The 17,936-nt window shown below is 62.9% G+C and carries 18 protein-coding genes; 8 read left to right on the top strand and 10 right to left on the bottom strand.

The window, feature by feature from the left end:
- Window positions 1–105 precede the first annotated feature (105 nt).
- From DSC91_RS00990 to nac, 8 genes are all read right to left on the bottom strand, one after another.
- Complete coding sequence (locus DSC91_RS00990) at window positions 106–864, bottom strand: SDR family oxidoreductase (RefSeq protein WP_115776415.1); 759 nt, start codon at window positions 862–864, stop codon at window positions 106–108.
- Between the two features lie 200 nt (window positions 865–1,064).
- Entirely contained in the window at window positions 1,065–1,832 is a 768-nt protein-coding gene (locus tag DSC91_RS00985; protein ID WP_115776414.1) for a LamB/YcsF family protein, read from the bottom strand.
- An 85-nt stretch (window positions 1,833–1,917) separates the two neighbouring features.
- Entirely contained in the window at window positions 1,918–2,400 is a 483-nt protein-coding gene (locus tag DSC91_RS00980; RefSeq protein WP_115776413.1) for an acetyl-CoA carboxylase biotin carboxyl carrier protein, read from the bottom strand.
- Between the two features lie 5 nt (window positions 2,401–2,405).
- Window positions 2,406–3,413, bottom strand: a complete 1,008-nt coding sequence (locus DSC91_RS00975; RefSeq protein ID WP_115776412.1) for a 5-oxoprolinase subunit C family protein — start codon at window positions 3,411–3,413, stop codon at window positions 2,406–2,408.
- A complete protein-coding gene (gene pxpB / locus DSC91_RS00970) occupies window positions 3,410–4,081 on the bottom strand; it encodes a 5-oxoprolinase subunit PxpB (RefSeq protein WP_229758324.1) in 672 nt (223 codons plus the stop codon). The genes DSC91_RS00975 and pxpB overlap by 4 nt, the downstream gene beginning before the upstream one ends.
- A gap of 83 nt (window positions 4,082–4,164) precedes the next feature.
- Window positions 4,165–5,517 (bottom strand): acetyl-CoA carboxylase biotin carboxylase subunit, encoded by a 1,353-nt coding sequence (gene accC / locus DSC91_RS00965; protein ID WP_115776410.1) that lies wholly within the window; start codon window positions 5,515–5,517, stop codon window positions 4,165–4,167.
- Between the two features lie 6 nt (window positions 5,518–5,523).
- Window positions 5,524–6,039, bottom strand: a complete 516-nt coding sequence (locus DSC91_RS00960) for an acetyl-CoA carboxylase biotin carboxyl carrier protein (protein WP_115776409.1) — start codon at window positions 6,037–6,039, stop codon at window positions 5,524–5,526.
- A gap of 224 nt (window positions 6,040–6,263) precedes the next feature.
- On the bottom strand, window positions 6,264–7,190 hold the full coding sequence (nac, locus tag DSC91_RS00955) for a nitrogen assimilation transcriptional regulator NAC (RefSeq protein ID WP_115776408.1): 927 nt from the start codon (window positions 7,188–7,190) through the stop codon (window positions 6,264–6,266).
- Between the two features lie 274 nt (window positions 7,191–7,464).
- Here nac and DSC91_RS00950 point away from each other — a divergent pair, with 274 nt between their 5' ends.
- The 6 genes from DSC91_RS00950 to DSC91_RS00925 all read left to right on the top strand — a co-directional run bounded on the left by DSC91_RS00950 (window position 7,465) and on the right by DSC91_RS00925 (window position 14,151).
- Complete coding sequence (locus DSC91_RS00950) at window positions 7,465–8,673, top strand: aspartate transaminase (protein ID WP_115776407.1); 1,209 nt, start codon at window positions 7,465–7,467, stop codon at window positions 8,671–8,673.
- A 122-nt stretch (window positions 8,674–8,795) separates the two neighbouring features.
- Window positions 8,796–9,908 (top strand): porin, encoded by a 1,113-nt coding sequence (locus tag DSC91_RS00945; RefSeq protein WP_229758310.1) that lies wholly within the window; start codon window positions 8,796–8,798, stop codon window positions 9,906–9,908.
- Window positions 9,909–10,083: 175 nt separating this feature from the next.
- Window positions 10,084–11,226, top strand: a complete 1,143-nt coding sequence (locus tag DSC91_RS00940; RefSeq protein WP_115776405.1) for a Re/Si-specific NAD(P)(+) transhydrogenase subunit alpha — start codon at window positions 10,084–10,086, stop codon at window positions 11,224–11,226.
- A gap of 9 nt (window positions 11,227–11,235) precedes the next feature.
- A complete protein-coding gene (locus tag DSC91_RS00935) occupies window positions 11,236–11,568 on the top strand; it encodes an NAD(P) transhydrogenase subunit alpha part 2 (RefSeq protein ID WP_115776404.1) in 333 nt (110 codons plus the stop codon).
- Window positions 11,565–13,004: an NAD(P)(+) transhydrogenase (Re/Si-specific) subunit beta gene (locus DSC91_RS00930; RefSeq protein ID WP_115776403.1), complete on the top strand. Its 1,440-nt coding sequence runs from the start codon at window positions 11,565–11,567 to the stop codon at window positions 13,002–13,004. Before DSC91_RS00935 ends, DSC91_RS00930 begins: the two co-directional genes overlap by 4 nt.
- Before the next feature lie 112 nt (window positions 13,005–13,116).
- Complete coding sequence (locus tag DSC91_RS00925; protein ID WP_115776402.1) at window positions 13,117–14,151, top strand: L-idonate 5-dehydrogenase; 1,035 nt, start codon at window positions 13,117–13,119, stop codon at window positions 14,149–14,151.
- Between the two features lie 154 nt (window positions 14,152–14,305).
- Here DSC91_RS00925 and DSC91_RS00920 read toward each other — a convergent pair whose 3' ends face one another.
- A complete protein-coding gene (locus tag DSC91_RS00920) occupies window positions 14,306–14,974 on the bottom strand; it encodes an RraA family protein (protein ID WP_115776401.1) in 669 nt (222 codons plus the stop codon).
- Window positions 14,975–15,297: 323 nt separating this feature from the next.
- Between DSC91_RS00920 and DSC91_RS00915 the strand changes: the two genes are divergently transcribed.
- Entirely contained in the window at window positions 15,298–15,681 is a 384-nt protein-coding gene (locus DSC91_RS00915; protein WP_115779630.1) for a hypothetical protein, read from the top strand.
- A 124-nt stretch (window positions 15,682–15,805) separates the two neighbouring features.
- On the opposite strand, the gene DSC91_RS00910 is transcribed toward DSC91_RS00915, so the two are convergent.
- On the bottom strand, window positions 15,806–16,741 hold the full coding sequence (locus DSC91_RS00910) for a LysR family transcriptional regulator (RefSeq protein ID WP_115776400.1): 936 nt from the start codon (window positions 16,739–16,741) through the stop codon (window positions 15,806–15,808).
- A 116-nt stretch (window positions 16,742–16,857) separates the two neighbouring features.
- Between DSC91_RS00910 and DSC91_RS00905 the strand changes: the two genes are divergently transcribed.
- Entirely contained in the window at window positions 16,858–17,715 is an 858-nt protein-coding gene (locus DSC91_RS00905) for an oxidoreductase (protein ID WP_115776399.1), read from the top strand.
- Window positions 17,716–17,936 lie beyond the last annotated feature (221 nt).

Below are 17,936 nucleotides of genomic sequence, written 5' to 3'. Positions count from 1 at the left end.
GCGCGAACCGCAGCGCACGCACTTCCCCTTCGAAGCGCCGGGAAACAGCGCGTTGCGCGCGACCTCGGCCAACGCGCGTTCATGCTTCGAATGACACGCCCGCACTTACTCGTCGTTGCCGGCCGGATCGCGTTTGATCGTCGTCAGCCCGCCCGGCACCTGCAGCGTGGGCAGGATTTCCATATTGCTGATGTTGACCGCGAGCGGCGCGGCGATCGCAAAGGCGATGGCATCGGCAATATCGGACGGCTGCGGCAACTCGAAGCCGTCAATGAACTTCTTGCGCGCCTCTTCGATATCGCCGTGCACGTGGCCAAAAATATCGGTGGCGACACGGCCCGGGCAGATCTCCGTCACGCGCACGCGCCTGCCGGTCGCATCCACTCGCAACTGACGCGACAACGCATGGATGCCGGCCTTCGTCGCGGAGTAAATGGAGTTGCCGTTGAAGTTGTAGATCCCCGCGATCGAGCTGATGTTGACGATATGACCGCGATCGCGGGCAACCATGCCCGGCATGGTGAGCCGCACGATATGCAGAACGGCTTGCAGGTTGACTTCCACCTGAAGGTCGATATCCGCGGCCGCGGCGTCCAGAATCGAGCCTTTGGTCGATACGCCGGCGTTGTTCACGACGATATCGAACTGCACGTCCTGCGTCAGTTTCGTCACGGACGCCAGATTGCACACGTCGATCGCGTGCGGAATGCAACCGGTTCGCTCGGCCAGCTCATTCAGACGATCCGCGTTACGGGCGAGCGCATGCACTTCGAGTCCTTCACGGCAGAAGCGCTCGACGATCGCAGCACCCATCCCGGTCGAAGCGCCCGTCACCAGCGCGGTCTTATAGTCTGAAAACGGCATGAATGACCTCTATCTGTGGTTCTGAACTGTCGCCCTTCGAGGCGTGCGACAAGCCTGTTGTCAATGTATACGCCGGGGAAACGCGGGGCAAAGACGGATTGGCTTTGTGGCGATAAGGCCGGCTTATGGTTCAATAATGCAGGTTGATCGATGCGGGTTGATCGATGCGGGTTGATCGATGCAGCGTGGCCGGCGCGCGCCTAGCGTACGAGCTTCGACACCGGCACGACCCGCCCGCCCGCCGATTCGATCACGTCGCGCACCGTCCGCGCGAGTTCGACAGCGCCGGGCGTATCGCCGTGCAGCAGGATCGATTGGACCTCGACCTTGAGCTTGTTGCCCGTGATCGTCGTGATCGTGCCGGCTTCGAGCAACTCTTTGACACGTGCCAGGACGGCCGCGCGGTCCTTGATGACCGCGCCTGCCAGCTTGCGCGACACGAGCGCGCCCTGATCGTCGTACGCACGGTCGGCGAGAAACGTGTTGGCCGTGCGCATCCCGACGTGATCGGCGGCCCGTTCGATTTCCGTGTTCGTCGACACGCTGATGATCAGGTCGCGATCGAAATCGGCGAGCGCCCGCACCAGCGGCTCGGCCAGCTCATACGATGCCGCGGCCATGTTGCCCAGCGCGCCGTGAAAGCTCATGTGCGTGACGCGATGTCCCGCCGCCTTCGCGATGCCCGCAAGCGCGCCCATCTGATACACCACGTAGTTCGCCAGTTCAAGCGGGTCCGCCTGAATCTGCCGCCGGCCAAAGCCCATCAGGTCGGGAAAGCCGACATGCGCGCCGACGTCGATGTTGCGCGCCAGCGCCATGCGCACCGTCTTGTCCATGATGACCGGGTCGCCCGCGTGATAGCCGCATGCGACGTTGGCGGACGACACGATATCGAGCATCGCTTCGTCCTCCCCCATACGGTACGGACCGAAGCCTTCGCCCAGGTCCGCGTTCAGGTCGATTTCCACAATCCACTCTCCATTCTTTAAGCAGTCTGCGCCGTGCTCTCCGCAACCAACCGCACCGGCTCAGTTTCTATCTATCGATATGCGTCTACGCCGACGGCGAGAGTTCGAGCAAGGGCGTTCCATAACCGACGGTCGTGCCATGCGCGACGCACAACCGCGTGACCACGCCATCCGCCGACGCAACCACGGGTACGCACAACTGCGCGATCTGCAGCAAGCCGACAATGTCACCCGGTTTGACGCGATCGCCCGCGCTGACTAACGGCATGGAACGCGCCGGATGCGCCGACAGAAAGATGCCGGCCGACTTCGCGGTAATGCTCACGGCCTGCGTCTGCGCGATTTCTACTCCTCTCGCGAGTCCCACCGGAACCACCGGAACCACCGGAACCGCAGGCGAAAAAACCTGCGCCGGCGTATCCACCTCTGCAGAGCAAGCCGCCTGCTCCATCGTCAACCGAACCGTCGCCCCGGGCTTGCTGATTTCGATGAACTCGATATCGACTTCCGCCAGCCACGACGTAATCTGCCGAAGCTCGCCGATATCCACTTCAATTTTTTCTGTCATGTGTTTCAGTGTCGGGAAGGGCGAAACAGCGCAACGAGATTGCGCACCTTGACGAGATAGCTGTCCAGTTCTTCCAGTGCAGCGACGGCTTCCGTGTACGTCGTCTGAACAAAGCGAATCTTCGTACCAATGCGCGCCTGCGCGAGCCGCCACAAATCCGCTTCGATCACCGTGCCGATCTTCGGGTAGCCACCCGACGGCTGCGCATCCCGAAGCTGAATGATCGGCTGTCCGCTATGCGGTACCTGGATCACGCCCGGCACGATCCCATGCGAACGCTTTTCAATCGAATGCGTCGCGATCAGTGTCGGACCGGCAAGACGATATCCGTAGCGATCGCTCTGCGGCGTCACTTTCCACCCATCGCGCCAGAACGCGTCGAGCGACTCCGGCTGATAGCAATCGTATTCCGCGGCGGGCAGCACGCGCACCACGGTGTCGCCCGCGTCGGCGACTGGAACCGACAACGGAGCCGGCAGCGAGTACTCGGGCGGCACGGTGCCGAATCCCGCCGCGAGCGCAGGATCTTGCGGCGCGACGCGGTCGGCGAGGCCCACAGCCTTGAGCACATCGCCCTTCTGCAATTGACGACCGTTGAAGCCGCCAAACTGCCCGCGCAATTGCGTACTGCGCGAGCCGAGCACCACCGGTACGTCCACGCCGCCCGCGAGCGACAGGTAGCAGCGCGTGCCGCTGGCCGGCACGCCGATTGTCAGCACCTCGCCCTGTTTCGCCTGCACGGTCCACCACGGCAGCACGGGCCGCTCGCCCAGGCGTGCCGCGCAATCGGCGCCGGTGATGGCAAACGCAACATCTTCAAGGAAGCGGATACGGAAGGGAAACATCGGAATCTCGATGCCGGCCGCGTCGTCCGGGTTACCGAGCAACAGATTGCCGACTGCAAGCGCCAACCGGTCCATCGCGCCGGCCGTACCGACACCGTAACGCAGATAGCCTTCACGCCCCTGGTCCTGCACGGTCGCGAGCGCGGCCGAAGACAAGATCTCGATCATGGAACGATCCTCTCGACGCGAAAACGGATCATGTCGCCGGGTGCAAGCGTGGCCGGGTTGTCGCGCGCCGGGTCGAAGAACGACATCGACGTATGACCGATGGTGTTCCAGCCGCTCGGTCCCGTCGACGCCGAGACGCCGGTCTGCACCCCGCCGATCGACACCGCGCCGCCAGGCAGCCCCAGCACCGGCACCTTGCGCCGCGGCGTGGCGATGCGCGGGTCCATGCCGCCCAGATAGCAGTAACCGGGGTGGCTGCCGAGCGCATAGACCGTGTAGAGCGGCGCGCAGTGCAATTGCACCACCTCGTCGACCGACAAGCCGGTGTGATTCACCACGTCCTGCAGATGCGGCCCGAACTCGCCGCCGTATGCGACCGGCAATTCCACCACCTTCCCTTCGATCTGCAACTCGCCCGCCGCGGCCCACGCGTCGCGCAACGCAGCGCCGAGCGAGTCCGGATCCGCGGGCGGCGTGGAAAACGTCAGCATCAGATTGGTCACGCCCGGCACCGCTTCACGCACGCCCGGCCACGATTCGACCTCGCGGGCAAGCGTCCAGATGCGGCGCTGCGCGTGCAGATCGAGCGCGCCCGGTGCTTCGAACAGCATGGCCGTCGTGCCCAGCATGCTGATGCAAAGCGGCTGCTCCGATTCGTCCTGTTTCATTGCAAGGGCGGTCCTCTGTGAATCCGGACGCAGCCGTTCGACTACGTCCCCGTGCGCAATCGACGCATGCTCGACAGTCAGCGTCATGTCTGTTTCCTCTTTGCGAGCCAACGCTCCAGATGATGAATATCGACGCCGCCGTCGCAGAACCCTTCGTCCTCGAGCATGGCTCGATGCAATGGCACGTTGGTGCGAATGCCTTCGATGCGCATCTCCGAGAGCGCGATGCGCATGCGCGCCAACGCCTCTTCACGCGTTGCGCCGTGCGTGATCACCTTGGCGATCAGCGAATCGTAATACGGCGGCACGACCGCGCCGCCGCTCATATGCGAGTCAACCCGCACGCCGTTGCCACCCGGCAATTCCCAAACGGAAATTTTCCCGGGACAAGGAACGAAGCTGAACGGGTCCTCGGCGTTGATCCGGCATTCCAGCGAATGACCAAGCGTGCGAAGGTCCGACTGACGAAGCGTCAACGCGTGTCCCTGGGCGATCCGGATCTGCTCGCGCACGATGTCGATGCCCGACGTCATTTCCGTTACGGGATGCTCGACCTGCAGCCGCGTATTCATTTCGATGAAGTAGAACTGGCCGTTCTCGAACAGGAATTCGAAGGTGCCCGCGCCGCGGTAATTCGTCTGCCGGCAGGCCTCGACGCAGCGCTCGCCCACTTGCCGGATCAGTTCCGGGTCGATGCCGGGTGCTGGCGCCTCTTCCAGGACCTTCTGATGACGCCGTTGCAGCGAACAGTCGCGCGAACCGAGCCACAGGGCATTGCCATGCGTATCGCACAAGACCTGAATTTCGACGTGACGTGGATGCTCGAGAAACTTCTCGACATAGAGTTCGGGCTTGCCGAAGGCGCGGCGTGCTTCCTCGCGCGTCACGGACACCGCCTCGAGCAACTGCTCGGGGCCCGGCACGACACGCATGCCCCGTCCGCCGCCGCCGCCCGCTGCCTTGACGATCACCGGATAGCCGATCTCGTCCGCGACCCGCAGAATCTCCGTGGGGTCGTCCGGCAGACCGCCGTCCGGCCCCGGCACGCAGGGTACGCCCGCCGCGCGCATGGCCCGTTTGGCGGCGACCTTGTCGCCCATGGTTCGGATGGAGTCGGGTTCGGGGCCGATGAAGGCCATGCCGGCGGCCTCGACCTGTGCGGCAAAATCCGCGTTCTCGGACAGGAAGCCGTAGCCGGGATGAATCGCCTGCGCGCCGCTCACGTGCGCCGCGAACAGGATCGCGGCCCGGTTCAGATAACTCTGGCCAGGCGCGGCGGGACCGATGCACAGTGCCTCGTCGGCGAGCCGCACGTAGCGCGCGTCGGCGTCGGCCTCGGAATGGACAGCGACGGTTTCAAGACCCAGTTCGCGGCAAGCGCGCTGGATTCGAAGCGCGATCTCGCCGCGGTTGGCAATCAATACTTTGTTGAACATGGTCGATCAGCCGATCCGAAACAGCGGCTGCCCGGATTCCACTTCGCTGCCCGGCGCCACCAGAATCTCCAGAACGGCGCCGCTGAGCTCGGACTCGATCGCGTTGAACATCTTCATGGCCTCGATCGTGCAAAGCACCTGCCCTTCCTCGATCGTGTCGCCGGGATTCACGAAGGGCGCCTCGCCGGGTGCCGGTGTCAGATGCACGACGCCGAACATGGGCGCACGAACGAGTTGCGGCTCACTGGCGGTTGCCGGCGCTGCCTGGGGGGTGTCGACGGATTGCGCAGGTTCGGCGAGTGGCGCTTGAGCCCCTCGAACCTCTTGAGCCCCTTGACTCCCTTGCAAACCCGGAGTGGACGTCGCGGCTGCACGTTCACCCCCCGCTCGCGCATCGGCCCGTTTGCCGCGCCGTTTCGCCTTCACAAGCTTGACCCGTTCCTCGCCCTCGATGACTTCGAGCTTGGCTAGCGGAGAGTCCGCCAACAGGTCGATAAGCGCCTTAATCTTCTGGAGATCCATCTTTGAGTCCGTAGCCGGTTGGACGCGCGCCGGTCGGCTGGCGTGCGCGAAGCACCGCTGGGGCTGTACGGCAACCCGATTCGATCTCCGGTTGCCTCGCCCGCGTGACGGCTAGCCTCGTCGCGCCGGCTCACTGCGAACCGGAGCGATCGACGATGGACTCAATGTATCCGGCGCATAAAAATTGCGCCAAGAGGGTTTGGCTTTGTAGCGATAAGGTGCGCTTATGTATCGGCGCCGGACTCGAAGCGCACGTCGAGCGCAAGGTCGCCGGCCAGTTCCAGCAGGATGTCCTTGACGGCCGCGGCGGGCTCGGAAAGCGGCAAATGGTCGGACAGGCAGACCGAAAGCGGAATCTTGATGACGGGTGAAACGATGCGGCATTGCACGACGTCGCCCGCCGCGGCCACGACCCGCGCGGTGGAGTCGGGCAGGATGGTTGCACCGATCCCCGCGCTCACCGCCGCCGACAACGTCGACGCGGATTCGATCTCGGCCACGACCTTGGGGATCATCTGCACGCGTGCAAAACCCTCGTCGACGTACTTGCGCAGATAGTTGTACGGCCGCGGCAGCAGCAAAGGCACGTCGCGCAATTCCGTCACGCCGATCTGCTCCTGCGCGATCCCCATGCTGCGCGGCGCCACGAGAAACAGTTCCTCGTTCATCAGAAGCTGGAACGACAGGCCGTGCACGGGCTTATCGCCATACAGCACGGCCATGTCCATACGGCCGTTCATGATCAGCTCGCTGAGCGTCGTGCCGAAATTCTCGTTGATGTAGAGAAGGATGTCCGGATGCCGGGCACGCACGGTGCGCAGCAGCGGCAACGACAGCGCCGACGCGCCGGTGCCGGGCGCGAGTCCCACCGAGACCTGGCCCGACAGCGTCTGGCCGGCGCTCTTCACGTCGGCCTGAGCCTGCTCGTACTGGCGCAGGATCAGCTGGGCGTGGCGATACAGCGTCGCGCCCGCCTCCGTGGCCGTGACGCCCCGCTTGGTGCGCACGAGCAACTGTTGCTGGAACTCGTCTTCGAGCGTGATCAACTGCTGGCTCAGCGCCGGCTGGGCGATATGAAGCACTTCGGCGGCCTGCGTCAGGCTGCCGATGTCGACGATCTTCACGAAGTACTTCAAACGCCGCAGGTTCACGGTAGTCGCGTCTCAACGTTAAGGGGTTGCAACCATGATAGGGCAAGCGCCGCCCCGCGCACAGTGCTTAAAAAACCCCGCTGACGCGTCTGCAACACCAAAAAGCCTGGCCTGTCAGCGTATTCCCGCATGGACCTCGGCCGGTCGCGCCGGAGGCGCACGCGTAGCGTCGCGTCATAAGTGGATGTTATTGCACCAGCGGAAAGTCATCTTGGCTTGAACTTTTTCGCGCGCTTAAGGTGAAGCCTCGTCAAATGCCGTTGAGGAGTCTAGTGTGAGTGCATCGCGAATTGCCGCCCGCGTCCAGCGAATCAAACCTTCGCCGAGCAGCGCTGCGGCCGATCGTGCCGCGGAACTGCGGCGGCAAGGAAAAACCATCGTCAACCTCGTGGTCGGCGAACCCGATTTCGACACGCCGGCGCACATTCGCCAGGCCGCTTTCGAAGCGATGGAGCGTGGCGAAACGCGTTATACGCAAACGGCGGGCACGCCGGCGCTGCGCGCGGCCATCGCCGCGAAGCTGCAACGCGAGAACGGTCTCTCATACGATCCCAAGCACGTCATCGTGACGTGCGGCGCCAAGCACGCGATCTTCAACGCACTCGCCGTCACCGTTCAGGAAGGCGACGAAGTCCTGATTCCCGCCCCGTACTGGGTGTCCTATCCGGACATGGCGCTCGCCTGCGACGGTGTGCCGGTCGTCGTGCCCTGCACCGAGGAAGACAGCTTCAAGCTCACTCCCGCCACCCTCGAAGCGGCGATCACGCCCCGCACCCGCTGGCTGATCATCAATTCGCCGACCAATCCCACGGGCGCCACGTATAGCGCCGGCGAACTGCGCGCATTGGCGGATGTGCTGCTGCGTCACCCGCAGGTGCTGGTGATGATGGACGACATCTACGAACATATCCGCTTTGAGGGCGAGGCATCGCAGCACCTCTTGTCGATCGAACCCGAACTCGGTTCGCGCACCCTGGTCGTCAACGGCGTGTCCAAGACTTACGCGATGACCGGCTGGCGCATCGGCTACGCCGCCGGCCCCGCCGACCTGATCGCGGCCATGGACACGCTCCAGTCCCAATCCACCAGCAACGCCTGTTCGATCAGCCAGGCCGCGGCGCTCGCGGCGCTGAACGGCGACCAGACATTCGTGCAGCAATCCGTGCGGACCTACAAGGAACGCCGCGACCACGCACTCGAAGCCCTTAACGCGATTCCCGGCATCAGCTGCAAAACGCCGGGCGGCGCTTTCTATCTGTACGTCAATTGTGGCGGCATGATCGGCCGCACCACGCCGCAAGGCAAGCGCATCGAGGGCGACGTGGATGTCGTGCTGTATCTGCTCGAGCACGCCGGCGTCGCGCTGGTTGCCGGATCGGCCTATGGCGTCTCGCCTTTCTTCCGGATGTCGATCGCCACGAGCATCGAGATCATCGACGAAGGCTGCCGGAAGATTGCCGCCGCGGTCGCCGCACTGACCTGAGAGTACAGCGACGACGTGAATACGTCGCGTCGTCGCTTTGCAAAAAAGACATGCCGCGCCAAGAGGACGCGGCAGTCGGTTTGGAGTTTTCCATTTTCGTCAATCTGCAAGGGGATCTACTCGTGAAAAAGCATACTTTAGGCATACTAACCGGATTAGGACTGGCCATCTCTGGGATCGCGCACGCGCAGTCGAGCGTCACCCTCTACGGCATCATCGACGAAGCGGTGCGTTACGACACCCACCAGAACAAATCCGGCGGGAAGCTTTTCACGATGGGTAGCGGCGGCGAGATTCAGGGCAGCCGCTGGGGTCTGCAGGGCACCGAGGATCTCGGTGGCGGATTGTCCGCCATCTTCCAGCTCGAAGGCGGCTTTACGCCGAACACCGGCGTGACGCAGCAATCCACGCCGTCCGGCGCCGCCCGCCTGTTCGGCCGCACCGCCTTGGTGGGCCTGAGCAGCAAGTCCTACGGCACGTTGACGATGGGCCGGCAATACACGCTGGCGCATGAAATGGGATGGACGCACGATATCTATGCGTTCGCCAACTACACCGGCACGGTCGGCTTTCAGGGCGCCGGGCTGACCGGCGGCGGCCGTCTGGACAATTCCGTGCGCTATACCTCGCCGACGCTGGCTGGTTTCACCCTCAAGAGCTCGTATACGTTTGGCGGGGTAGCGGGGAATGTTCACCAGAACTCGTCGCCGGCCGTCAGCCTCTCTTATGACAATGGTCCCTTGAGCGTGGGCGCGGCCTACCAGATCGTGAACGATATCGGTGGCCTGACGCCTGCGACCAGCACCTACGGCAGCACGTACTTCGGCGTGACGATCCCGGACAGCTCGCAAAAGATCTTCACCGCGGGCGCAACGTATAAGTTCGGCGCGGCGAAGGTATTCGGCTCGTATATCTACAGCCACGTCTATCCGGCAGACTATCGCAACGACTCCTTCTCGACCGCGGTCCAGTACTTCATCACGCCGTCACTCGTGCTCGATCTGCCGTTCTACATCGACTTCGTCCATCACGCGGGTCAGGCCGGCACGCGCATCACCACCGGTCCGACGTTCGACTATTTCCTGAGCAAGCGCACCGACGTCTATGTCGGCGTGGACTACAACCACCTCACCGGCGCATGGACGACCCTCGCCGCGGCCTCCGGTTCGAACCAGCCGTTCTATGGCTTCAACTCGCTGTTCGAAGCCACGATCGGTCTGCGTCACAAGTTCTAAATTGCGGCACCGAAGGTCTGTTCGGCGTCTCCTGACGGCGAACAGACCTCTCTGACGACCAAACAGCATCGGGACGCGCAGCCCTGTCCCGATCGTCCATGCACGGTCCCAGCATCAAAAGGCGGGCCCCGATCCGCCAATTCCATTCCGCCCATCCATCCCAGGAGGAACACCCATGAGAATCGGCATCCCTGCCGAAAGCCGCGCCGGCGAGACCCGTGTCGCCGGCACGCCGGAAACAGTCAAAAAACTCACCGCGCAGGGGCATACCGTTCTGGTGCAAAGCACGGCCGGCGAGCGTGCTCATTTTCCCGACAGCGCCTACGCACAGGCCGGCGCAACCCTGGTCGAATCGGCCGAAGCCTTCGCCGCCGATCTCGTCCTCAAAGTACAGACCCCGACAGAAACCGAGCTGCAGCACATGAAGCGCGACGCGATGCTCGTCGGCATGCTCAACCCGTTCGACGTCGATCAGGTCGCCCGAATTCGCGCCGCCGGCCTGTCCGCGTTCGCACTCGAATCGATTCCGCGTACCACGCGCGCACAAAGCATGGACGTGCTGTCGTCGCAAGCCAATATTGCCGGCTACAAGGCCGTGCTTCTGGCGGCGAGCCTGTACCCACGCTTCCTGCCCATGCTGATGACCGCTGCGGGCACCGTCAAGGCGGCACGCGTTCTCATTCTCGGCGCGGGCGTCGCCGGCCTGCAGGCGATTGCCACGGCAAAGCGGCTGGGCGCGGTGATCGAAGCGTCGGACGTGCGCCCCGCCGTCAAGGAGCAAATCGAATCGCTGGGCGCAAAGTTTCTCGACGTCCCGTGTGAAACCGACGAAGAGCGTGACGCCGCCCAGGGTGTGGGCGGCTACGCGCGCCCGATGCCGGCCTCGTGGATCGCACGCCAGAGTGCGCTAGTCCACGAGCGGGCGAAGCTCGCGGATATCGTGATTACGACCGCATTGATTCCGGGGCGCACAGCCCCCACGCTGCTCAACGAAGAGACCGTACGCGAGATGAAACCGGGTTCGGTGATCGTCGATCTGGCCGCGGGCAAAGGTGCAAGCGTGGGCGACAGGCGCGGCGGCAATTGTCCGCTGACCGAAGCGGATGCCGTGGTGCTGCGCCACGGTGTCCACATCGCCGGCTATACGAATCTGCCGGCCATGGTCGCAACGGATGCCTCTTCGCTCTATGCGCGCAACGTGTTCGACTTTCTGAAACTGATCATCGATACGAACGGCAATCCGAAGATCGATACCGGCGACGATATCGTGGCGGCCACCTTGCTGGGGCACGACGCCTCGATGCTGAAAACGGCATAAGGAGACGCAATGGAACTCATCACTCACACCACCACCAATCTCATCACTTTCGTTCTGGCGATTTACGTCGGTTACCACGTTGTGTGGAATGTAACGCCGGCGCTGCATACGCCGCTGATGGCCGTCACCAACGCGATATCCGCCATTGTCATTGTCGGCGCCATGCTGGCGGCAGGACTGACCGTGGGCGGCACCGGCAAAGCGTTCGGCGCATGTGCCGTCGCGCTCGCGGCAGTCAATGTATTCGGCGGCTTCCTCGTGACGCGCCGCATGCTTGAGATGTTCAGGAAAAAAGACGCAAAGAAACCGGCTGCCAACGAAGCCAACGGAGCCTCGCGATGAGCATGAATGTCGTCACCTTGTTATACCTTGTCGCCTCCGTCTGCTTCATTCAGGCGCTCAAAGGGCTATCGAATCCGAAGAGCGCGCGACTCGGCAATGCCTTTGGCATGGTCGGCATGGCGCTCGCGATTCTGACAACGCTCGCGTTGATCGCGAAACAGGCGTCATCGCTCGGCTCGGACCTGATGCTTGGACTGACGGTGCTCGTCGCCGCGCTGATCGTCGGCGGTGCGATCGGCACGATCGTTGCCGCGCGTGTCGAGATGACCAGAATGCCCGAACTGATCGCGGCCATGCACTCGTTGATCGGGCTGGCCGCCGTGTGCATTGCCTACGCGGTGGTCTCCGAGCCGTCCGCTTTCGGACTGGCCGCAGGCGGCGGCGAACTGCCGTACGGCAACCGCATTGAATTGTTCATCGGCACCTTTATCGGCGCGCTTACATTTTCCGGTTCGGTGATCGCGTTCGGCAAGCTGTCGGGCAAGTACAAGTTCCGCCTTTTTCAGGGCACACCGGTCGTGTATCCGGGGCAGCATGCGCTCAATCTTGCGCTCGCGATTGCGATGGTCGGCTTCGGCATCGCGTTCTTCCTGACTCAGTCATGGTTGCCCTTCATCGTTATGACGGCGATCGCGTTCGCGCTGGGCGTGCTGATCATCATCCCGATCGGCGGCGCCGACATGCCGGTCGTCGTCTCGATGCTCAACTCGTATTCGGGCTGGGCCGCCGCGGGCATCGGCTTCTCGCTGAACAACCCCATGCTGATCATTGCCGGATCGCTGGTCGGCTCTTCCGGCGCGATTCTGTCGTACATCATGTGCCGCGCGATGAACCGGTCGTTCTTTAGCGTGCTGCTCGGCGGCTTCGGCGCTGAAGCCGCGACTGAAAGCGGTGCGAAGCGGGAACAACGGCCGGTCAAATCCGGTTCCGCCGACGACGCCGCGTTCCTGCTCGGCAATGCCGAATCCGTGGTGATCGTGCCGGGCTACGGTCTCGCGGTCGCGCGCGCACAGCATGCGCTGAAGGAGTTGACCGATAAGCTCACTCACAAGGGCATCGACGTCCGGTATGCGATCCATCCGGTGGCCGGCCGGATGCCGGGTCATATGAACGTGCTGCTCGCCGAAGCGGAAGTGCCGTACGATCAGGTATTCGAAATGGACGACATCAACGCGGAATTCGGCCAGACCGATGTAGTGCTCGTCCTGGGCGCCAACGACGTCGTCAATCCCGCCGCAAAAACAGACCCCGCGTCGCCGATCGCCGGCATGCCGATTCTGGAGGCTTACAAGGCGCGCACCGTGATCGTCAACAAACGGTCGATGGCGTCCGGCTACGCCGGTCTCGACAATGATCTGTTCTATATGGACAAAACGATGATGGTGTTCTCGGACGCCAAGAAGGTCATCGAGAACATGACCAAGGCGCTCGAGTAAGCATCCATAAGCGGCGACTATCGGCCCAGACAACTTTGATCTTTGTCGATTGGGCCGTGAAACGCTACCGTATAGCGTGCTGATCCCGCATTCACCGTTATAGGGCCTCACCATGCATGCACTTGTCATTCACGCACCACTCGATCTGCGCATCGAGGACGTTCCCACGCCTGAGCCGGAAGCCAATCAGTTGCTCGTACGGGTTCGGGCCGGCGGTATTTGCGGCTCGGATCTGCACTACTTCAATCATGGCGGTTTCGGCACGATCCGCATCAAGGAGCCCATGGTGCTCGGCCATGAGGTTTCAGGCGCGGTCGCGCGCGCGGGATCTGGCGTGACGGATATGCCGGCCGGCACCCGGATCTCCATCAGCCCGAGCCGGCCTTGTGGCCTGTGCCAGTACTGTCAGCAGGGGTTGCAGAATCACTGTCTGGATATGCGCTACTACGGCAGCGCCATGCGCACGCCGCACGTGCAAGGCGCATTCCGGCAGGAGATCGTGATCGACCGTTCGCAGGCGCACGTCGTGGCGGATTCGTTGAGCGATGCCGAAGCCGCGATGGCCGAACCGCTCTCGGTTGCCCTTCACGCCGTTCGGCGCGCGGGTCCGTTGCTCGGCAAGCGGGTGCTCGTGACCGGATGCGGCCCGATCGGCGCGTTGATCGTGGCGGCTGCGCGCAGAGCCGGTGCGGCGATGATCGTGGCAACCGATGTGAACACGCTGCCGCTCGACAGCGCGAAAAAAGTCGGCGCCGACCTTGCGCTCAACATCGCGGAGACGCCGGACGCGCTTCAGCCGTTCGCCGCCGACAAAGGCAGCTTCGACGTGCTGTTCGAGGCGAGCGGCAACGCAGCCGCATTGCGCGGTGCATTCGACGTGCTCAAGCCACGCGGTGTGATCGTCCAGGTCGGCCTCGGTGGCGACATCGCCTTGCCGATCAATGTGATTGTCGCCAAGGAATTCGATTTGCGCGGCGCATTCCGCTTTCACGAAGAATTCGCCGTGGCCGTCGAGCTGCTGAACAAGGGATTGATCGACGTGAAGCCCCTGATTTCCGGCATTTTCCCGTATCAGGATTCGGTCAAGGCGTTCCAGACGGCGGGCGACCGTTCGAAATCGATGAAGGTGCTGGTGAGCTTCGACTGATCGCGCACGTAGGGCGGCGATGACGCGGCAAGCCACGTTATCGCCATGCGCCCGCTAACGAAGCGTGCAGGCCATCAACTTCAACATGAAACAGCCATAAAAAAAGCCGACGTCGCGATGCCGACGTCGGCTTTCGCGCTTCTCTACGCGGTGCTCAGTTATTGCATCGCGCTTCGAGCGCATCGATAAACGCGCGGTTCCAGCGGCCTTCCTTCATCGCCCGCATCGTTTCGGCTTCCGCTTCCAGAACGGCACGCGCCTTTTCAATGACATGCTCGGCATCTTCCTGTGGAATGGCCAGCAAGCCGTCCTGATCGCCGACAACGATATCGCCCGGATTGACCACCATGCCGCCGACCGACACCGGCACATTGATTTCACCCGGACCGTCTTTATACGGCCCCCGGTGCGTGACCCCGCGGGCGTAAACAGGAAAATCCCGATCGCGGATTTCCGCGACATCGCGAATCGCGCCATCCACGACCAGGCCGGCAACGCCAATGCTTGCGGCGTAGAAAGACAGAATGCCGCCGACCACGGCGTTGTTGAGATCGCCGCCCGCGTCCACGACCAGTACGTCGCCGGGACGGCAAAACTCCAGGGCGCGCAGGTAAGTCAGGTTATCGCCGCCGCGCGAGCGCACCGTGACCGCGGTGCCGGCCATCGTCTTCTTGCCGGGCCGTTGATACGGGTGGAGCCCCACGCTGCCGATGTTGCGATGCATGTTGTCGCTGAGCGCGGAGACGGGAATGTCGCGCAATGCGCTAAGAATCGTGTCGGCAGCCTGCGCCGCCGACGGGTTCTTCCTGATGGCTTTGTACATGGTCGATCTTCGCTTCCGGGAGTAAGGGGGAGCGGGCTCGTACAGGTCGGAAACGACCCGGCATGACGCCGCTGTATCACGGCTATAACGGTATATCGCCCCTGCCGATCGCGCCAAGACGGGTTCGTTCTTGCACGATAGGAAACGCTTATGAAACGGAATTGCCGGAGGGGGCGGAGCTGGAATATGCGCTGGAATATGCGCTGGGATATGCGCTGGAATATGCGCAGAGATACGTCGAGGTCGACGCTCGACAATCGGTCACATGCAGCGCAAGCCGACATTGGTTAACATCGCACATTGCCCCTTGGGATTTCACGCCGATGCCCTCTTCCATTCGCAACTCGCTCGTCTGGATCTTCGACGCATTCGAGCGCGATTCAACCTATATTCGCAAACGGATGTTCGGCAGCGACGCCGCCTATATCGACGGCCTGCTGTGTCTGATTGCCGCCGATCGCGACAAGCCGTGGAATGGCTTGCTGGTGTGCACTTCACACGAACGCCACGCCGCGCTCATTGAAGAAGTGCCCGCTTTGCGGCCTCATCCGGTGCTTGGAAAATGGCTCTATGTGCCGCAAGACGATCCGGCATTCGAAACCACCGTCGAAACGATGACGGCGCTCGTGCTCGCCCGCGACCCGCGCGTGGGTGTCGAGCCGAAACCGCGCAAACGGAGCGGCAAATCCACGTTGCCGAAGACATAAGGCGTCGCTGTCAGCCGCCTCGCCGCATGGCGCCCGAACGTCAGCTCACCAACTCGCCAGCTCGTCAACGCGGCAGCACGTTGCCCGTGTTCAGAAGCCTGTCGGCCCAACGAACCTGACGCGCTCAACGTGCGGCACGAAGCTCGGACGGCTCGAGATAGAAATCCCTGTTCCCCGCGAGGCGTTCGACCATGAAGTCGATGAAGGTCCGCACGCGCAGCGGCTGCTCGGTTCGATGGCGATAGTAGATGTAGATAGCCTCGCGCTGGGTGACATGCCTGACGAGCAGCGGAACGAGTTCGCCGCGCCTGATCGGCAGGACCGCCGAAAAGCTGCCGAGTTGACCGATGGCGAGTCCTGCCAGCACGGCTTGAGTCTCCGCGTCCGTGTTGTTGACGCATAAGGTTGTCGCGACGTCGCGATAGACGATCTCGTCACCGATCAGGAATTCCCACGGCGCCTGCTTGCCGGTATTCGCCCGCCGATAGCCGGTGCAGCGGTGCTCGTCGAGCTCGTCGATGGTCCGCGGCGCGCCATGACGCTCGATATAGGCAGGCGACGCACAGACGATCAGTTGGATCGGCAACAGCCGGCGCGCGATCGTGCCGCCCGACGGCGGTGAACCGCCGCGAAAGCCGACGTCGGCGCGATCGCTGACGAGGTCGGTGAAGTGGTCGTCGAACTGCACATCCAGTTGCACGTTCGGATGCAATTCGGCGAATTCCAGGAAATATGGCCATAGCACGGTGCACCAGAATGCGCTTGGCGCGCTCACCCGCAGCGGCCCGGCGATGGCGTCTTTTGACCGCCGCGCGTCGTCGAGTGCCGACGACAGGATGGCCAACGCCGGTCTCACGCTGTCCAGAAGCCCTTGTCCCTCTTCGGTCAGGCTCAGCTTGCGCGTGGTTCGATGGAAAAGCCGAACCCCCAGCTCCCTTTCCAGTTGCATCACCGCGTGGCTCGCGGCCTGCGGCGAGATGCCCTGATCCACGGCGGCCTTACGCAGACTGCCCAGCGCCGCGGCCCGGACGAATATCGTGATTGCGCGAACTTCATTCATGGCCGCTGGAATTAGCAAATAAAAGTTGCTGATGAGTCTACCAATCGGCGTCTAGTTTGTGCCAATCGTCCCTCCTATTATGGGTTCACTTTCACTCGAATCGTAGGAGAAACATCATGGCTAACAACACGAACAACAGCTTCAAGCGCGTCTGGTTCATCACCGGCGCGGCGCGCGGCCTCGGTGCCCTGATCGCCGAGGCGGCTCTCGCTGACGGCAATGCGGTCGTTGCCACCGGCCGCAATGCCGCGGCGATCGCCGAACGTTTCGGTCACTCGCCGGCTCTCCTTCCCGTGGCGCTGGACGTAACCAGCGAAGATCAGGCGAAGGCCGCGGTTCAGGCCGCTGTCGAACGATTCGGCCGGATCGACGTGCTGGTCAACAACGCGGGCTTCGGTTTGCTCGGCGCCATCGAGGAGTCCAGCGATGCCGACGTGCGCCGCATGTACGACACGAACGTTTTCGGGCTGCTGAATATCACGCGCGCCGTGCTGCCGGTGATGCGCGCGCAGCGGGCCGGCCACATCGTCAATATGTCGTCGATCGGCGGCTATCGGTCGGTCGCCGGGTTCGGCGCCTATTGTTCGACCAAGTTCGCCGTCGAAGGCTTGACGGAGGCATTGCACGCCGAACTGAAGCCGCTCGGCATTCACGCAACGGTCGTGGAGCCCGGATACTTCCGGACGGACTTCCTCGACGCATCGTCGCTCGCGGTCGCCGGGAACGTGATCGCCGACTATGACGAGACGTCGGGAAATGTTCGCCGGGTCGCGGTCAGCATGAATCACAATCAGCCGGGCAACCCGGAGAAACTCGCGGCAGCCATGGTCGAATTGGTCGATGCACAAACGCCTCCGCTGCGGCTGCCGCTTGGCACCGACACGCTGAAGGCCATCGCTGAAAAGAATGCCTATGTCGCGCAGGAAACCGAAACCTGGAAGGCGTTGTCGGCATCGACTGACTTTTCTGAATAGAGGCCGACACTATCCGCTTCCCGTCTGTGTTGGGTGTACGTTGGGTACGTTGGGTACGTTGGGTACGTTGGGTACGTTGGGTACGTTGAGTAACGGGAAGCGGGGAAGCGGATAGGCGGATACGCAATGCGGGTTTGCACCGAAGCCGCCGCCACTAATCCTTCATCATGCGTTGTTACGGTAACCGGGTTGTACGTGCTAGTCCGTCTGAAAAGAACTTC

Origin of the sequence: Paraburkholderia caffeinilytica, from assembly GCF_003368325.1 — a bacterium.
Classification (GTDB): Bacteria; Pseudomonadota; Gammaproteobacteria; order Burkholderiales; family Burkholderiaceae; genus Paraburkholderia; species Paraburkholderia caffeinilytica.
The sequence above is the reverse complement of the archived record's forward strand: the minus strand, read 5'-3'. Positions and strand labels throughout refer to the sequence as shown.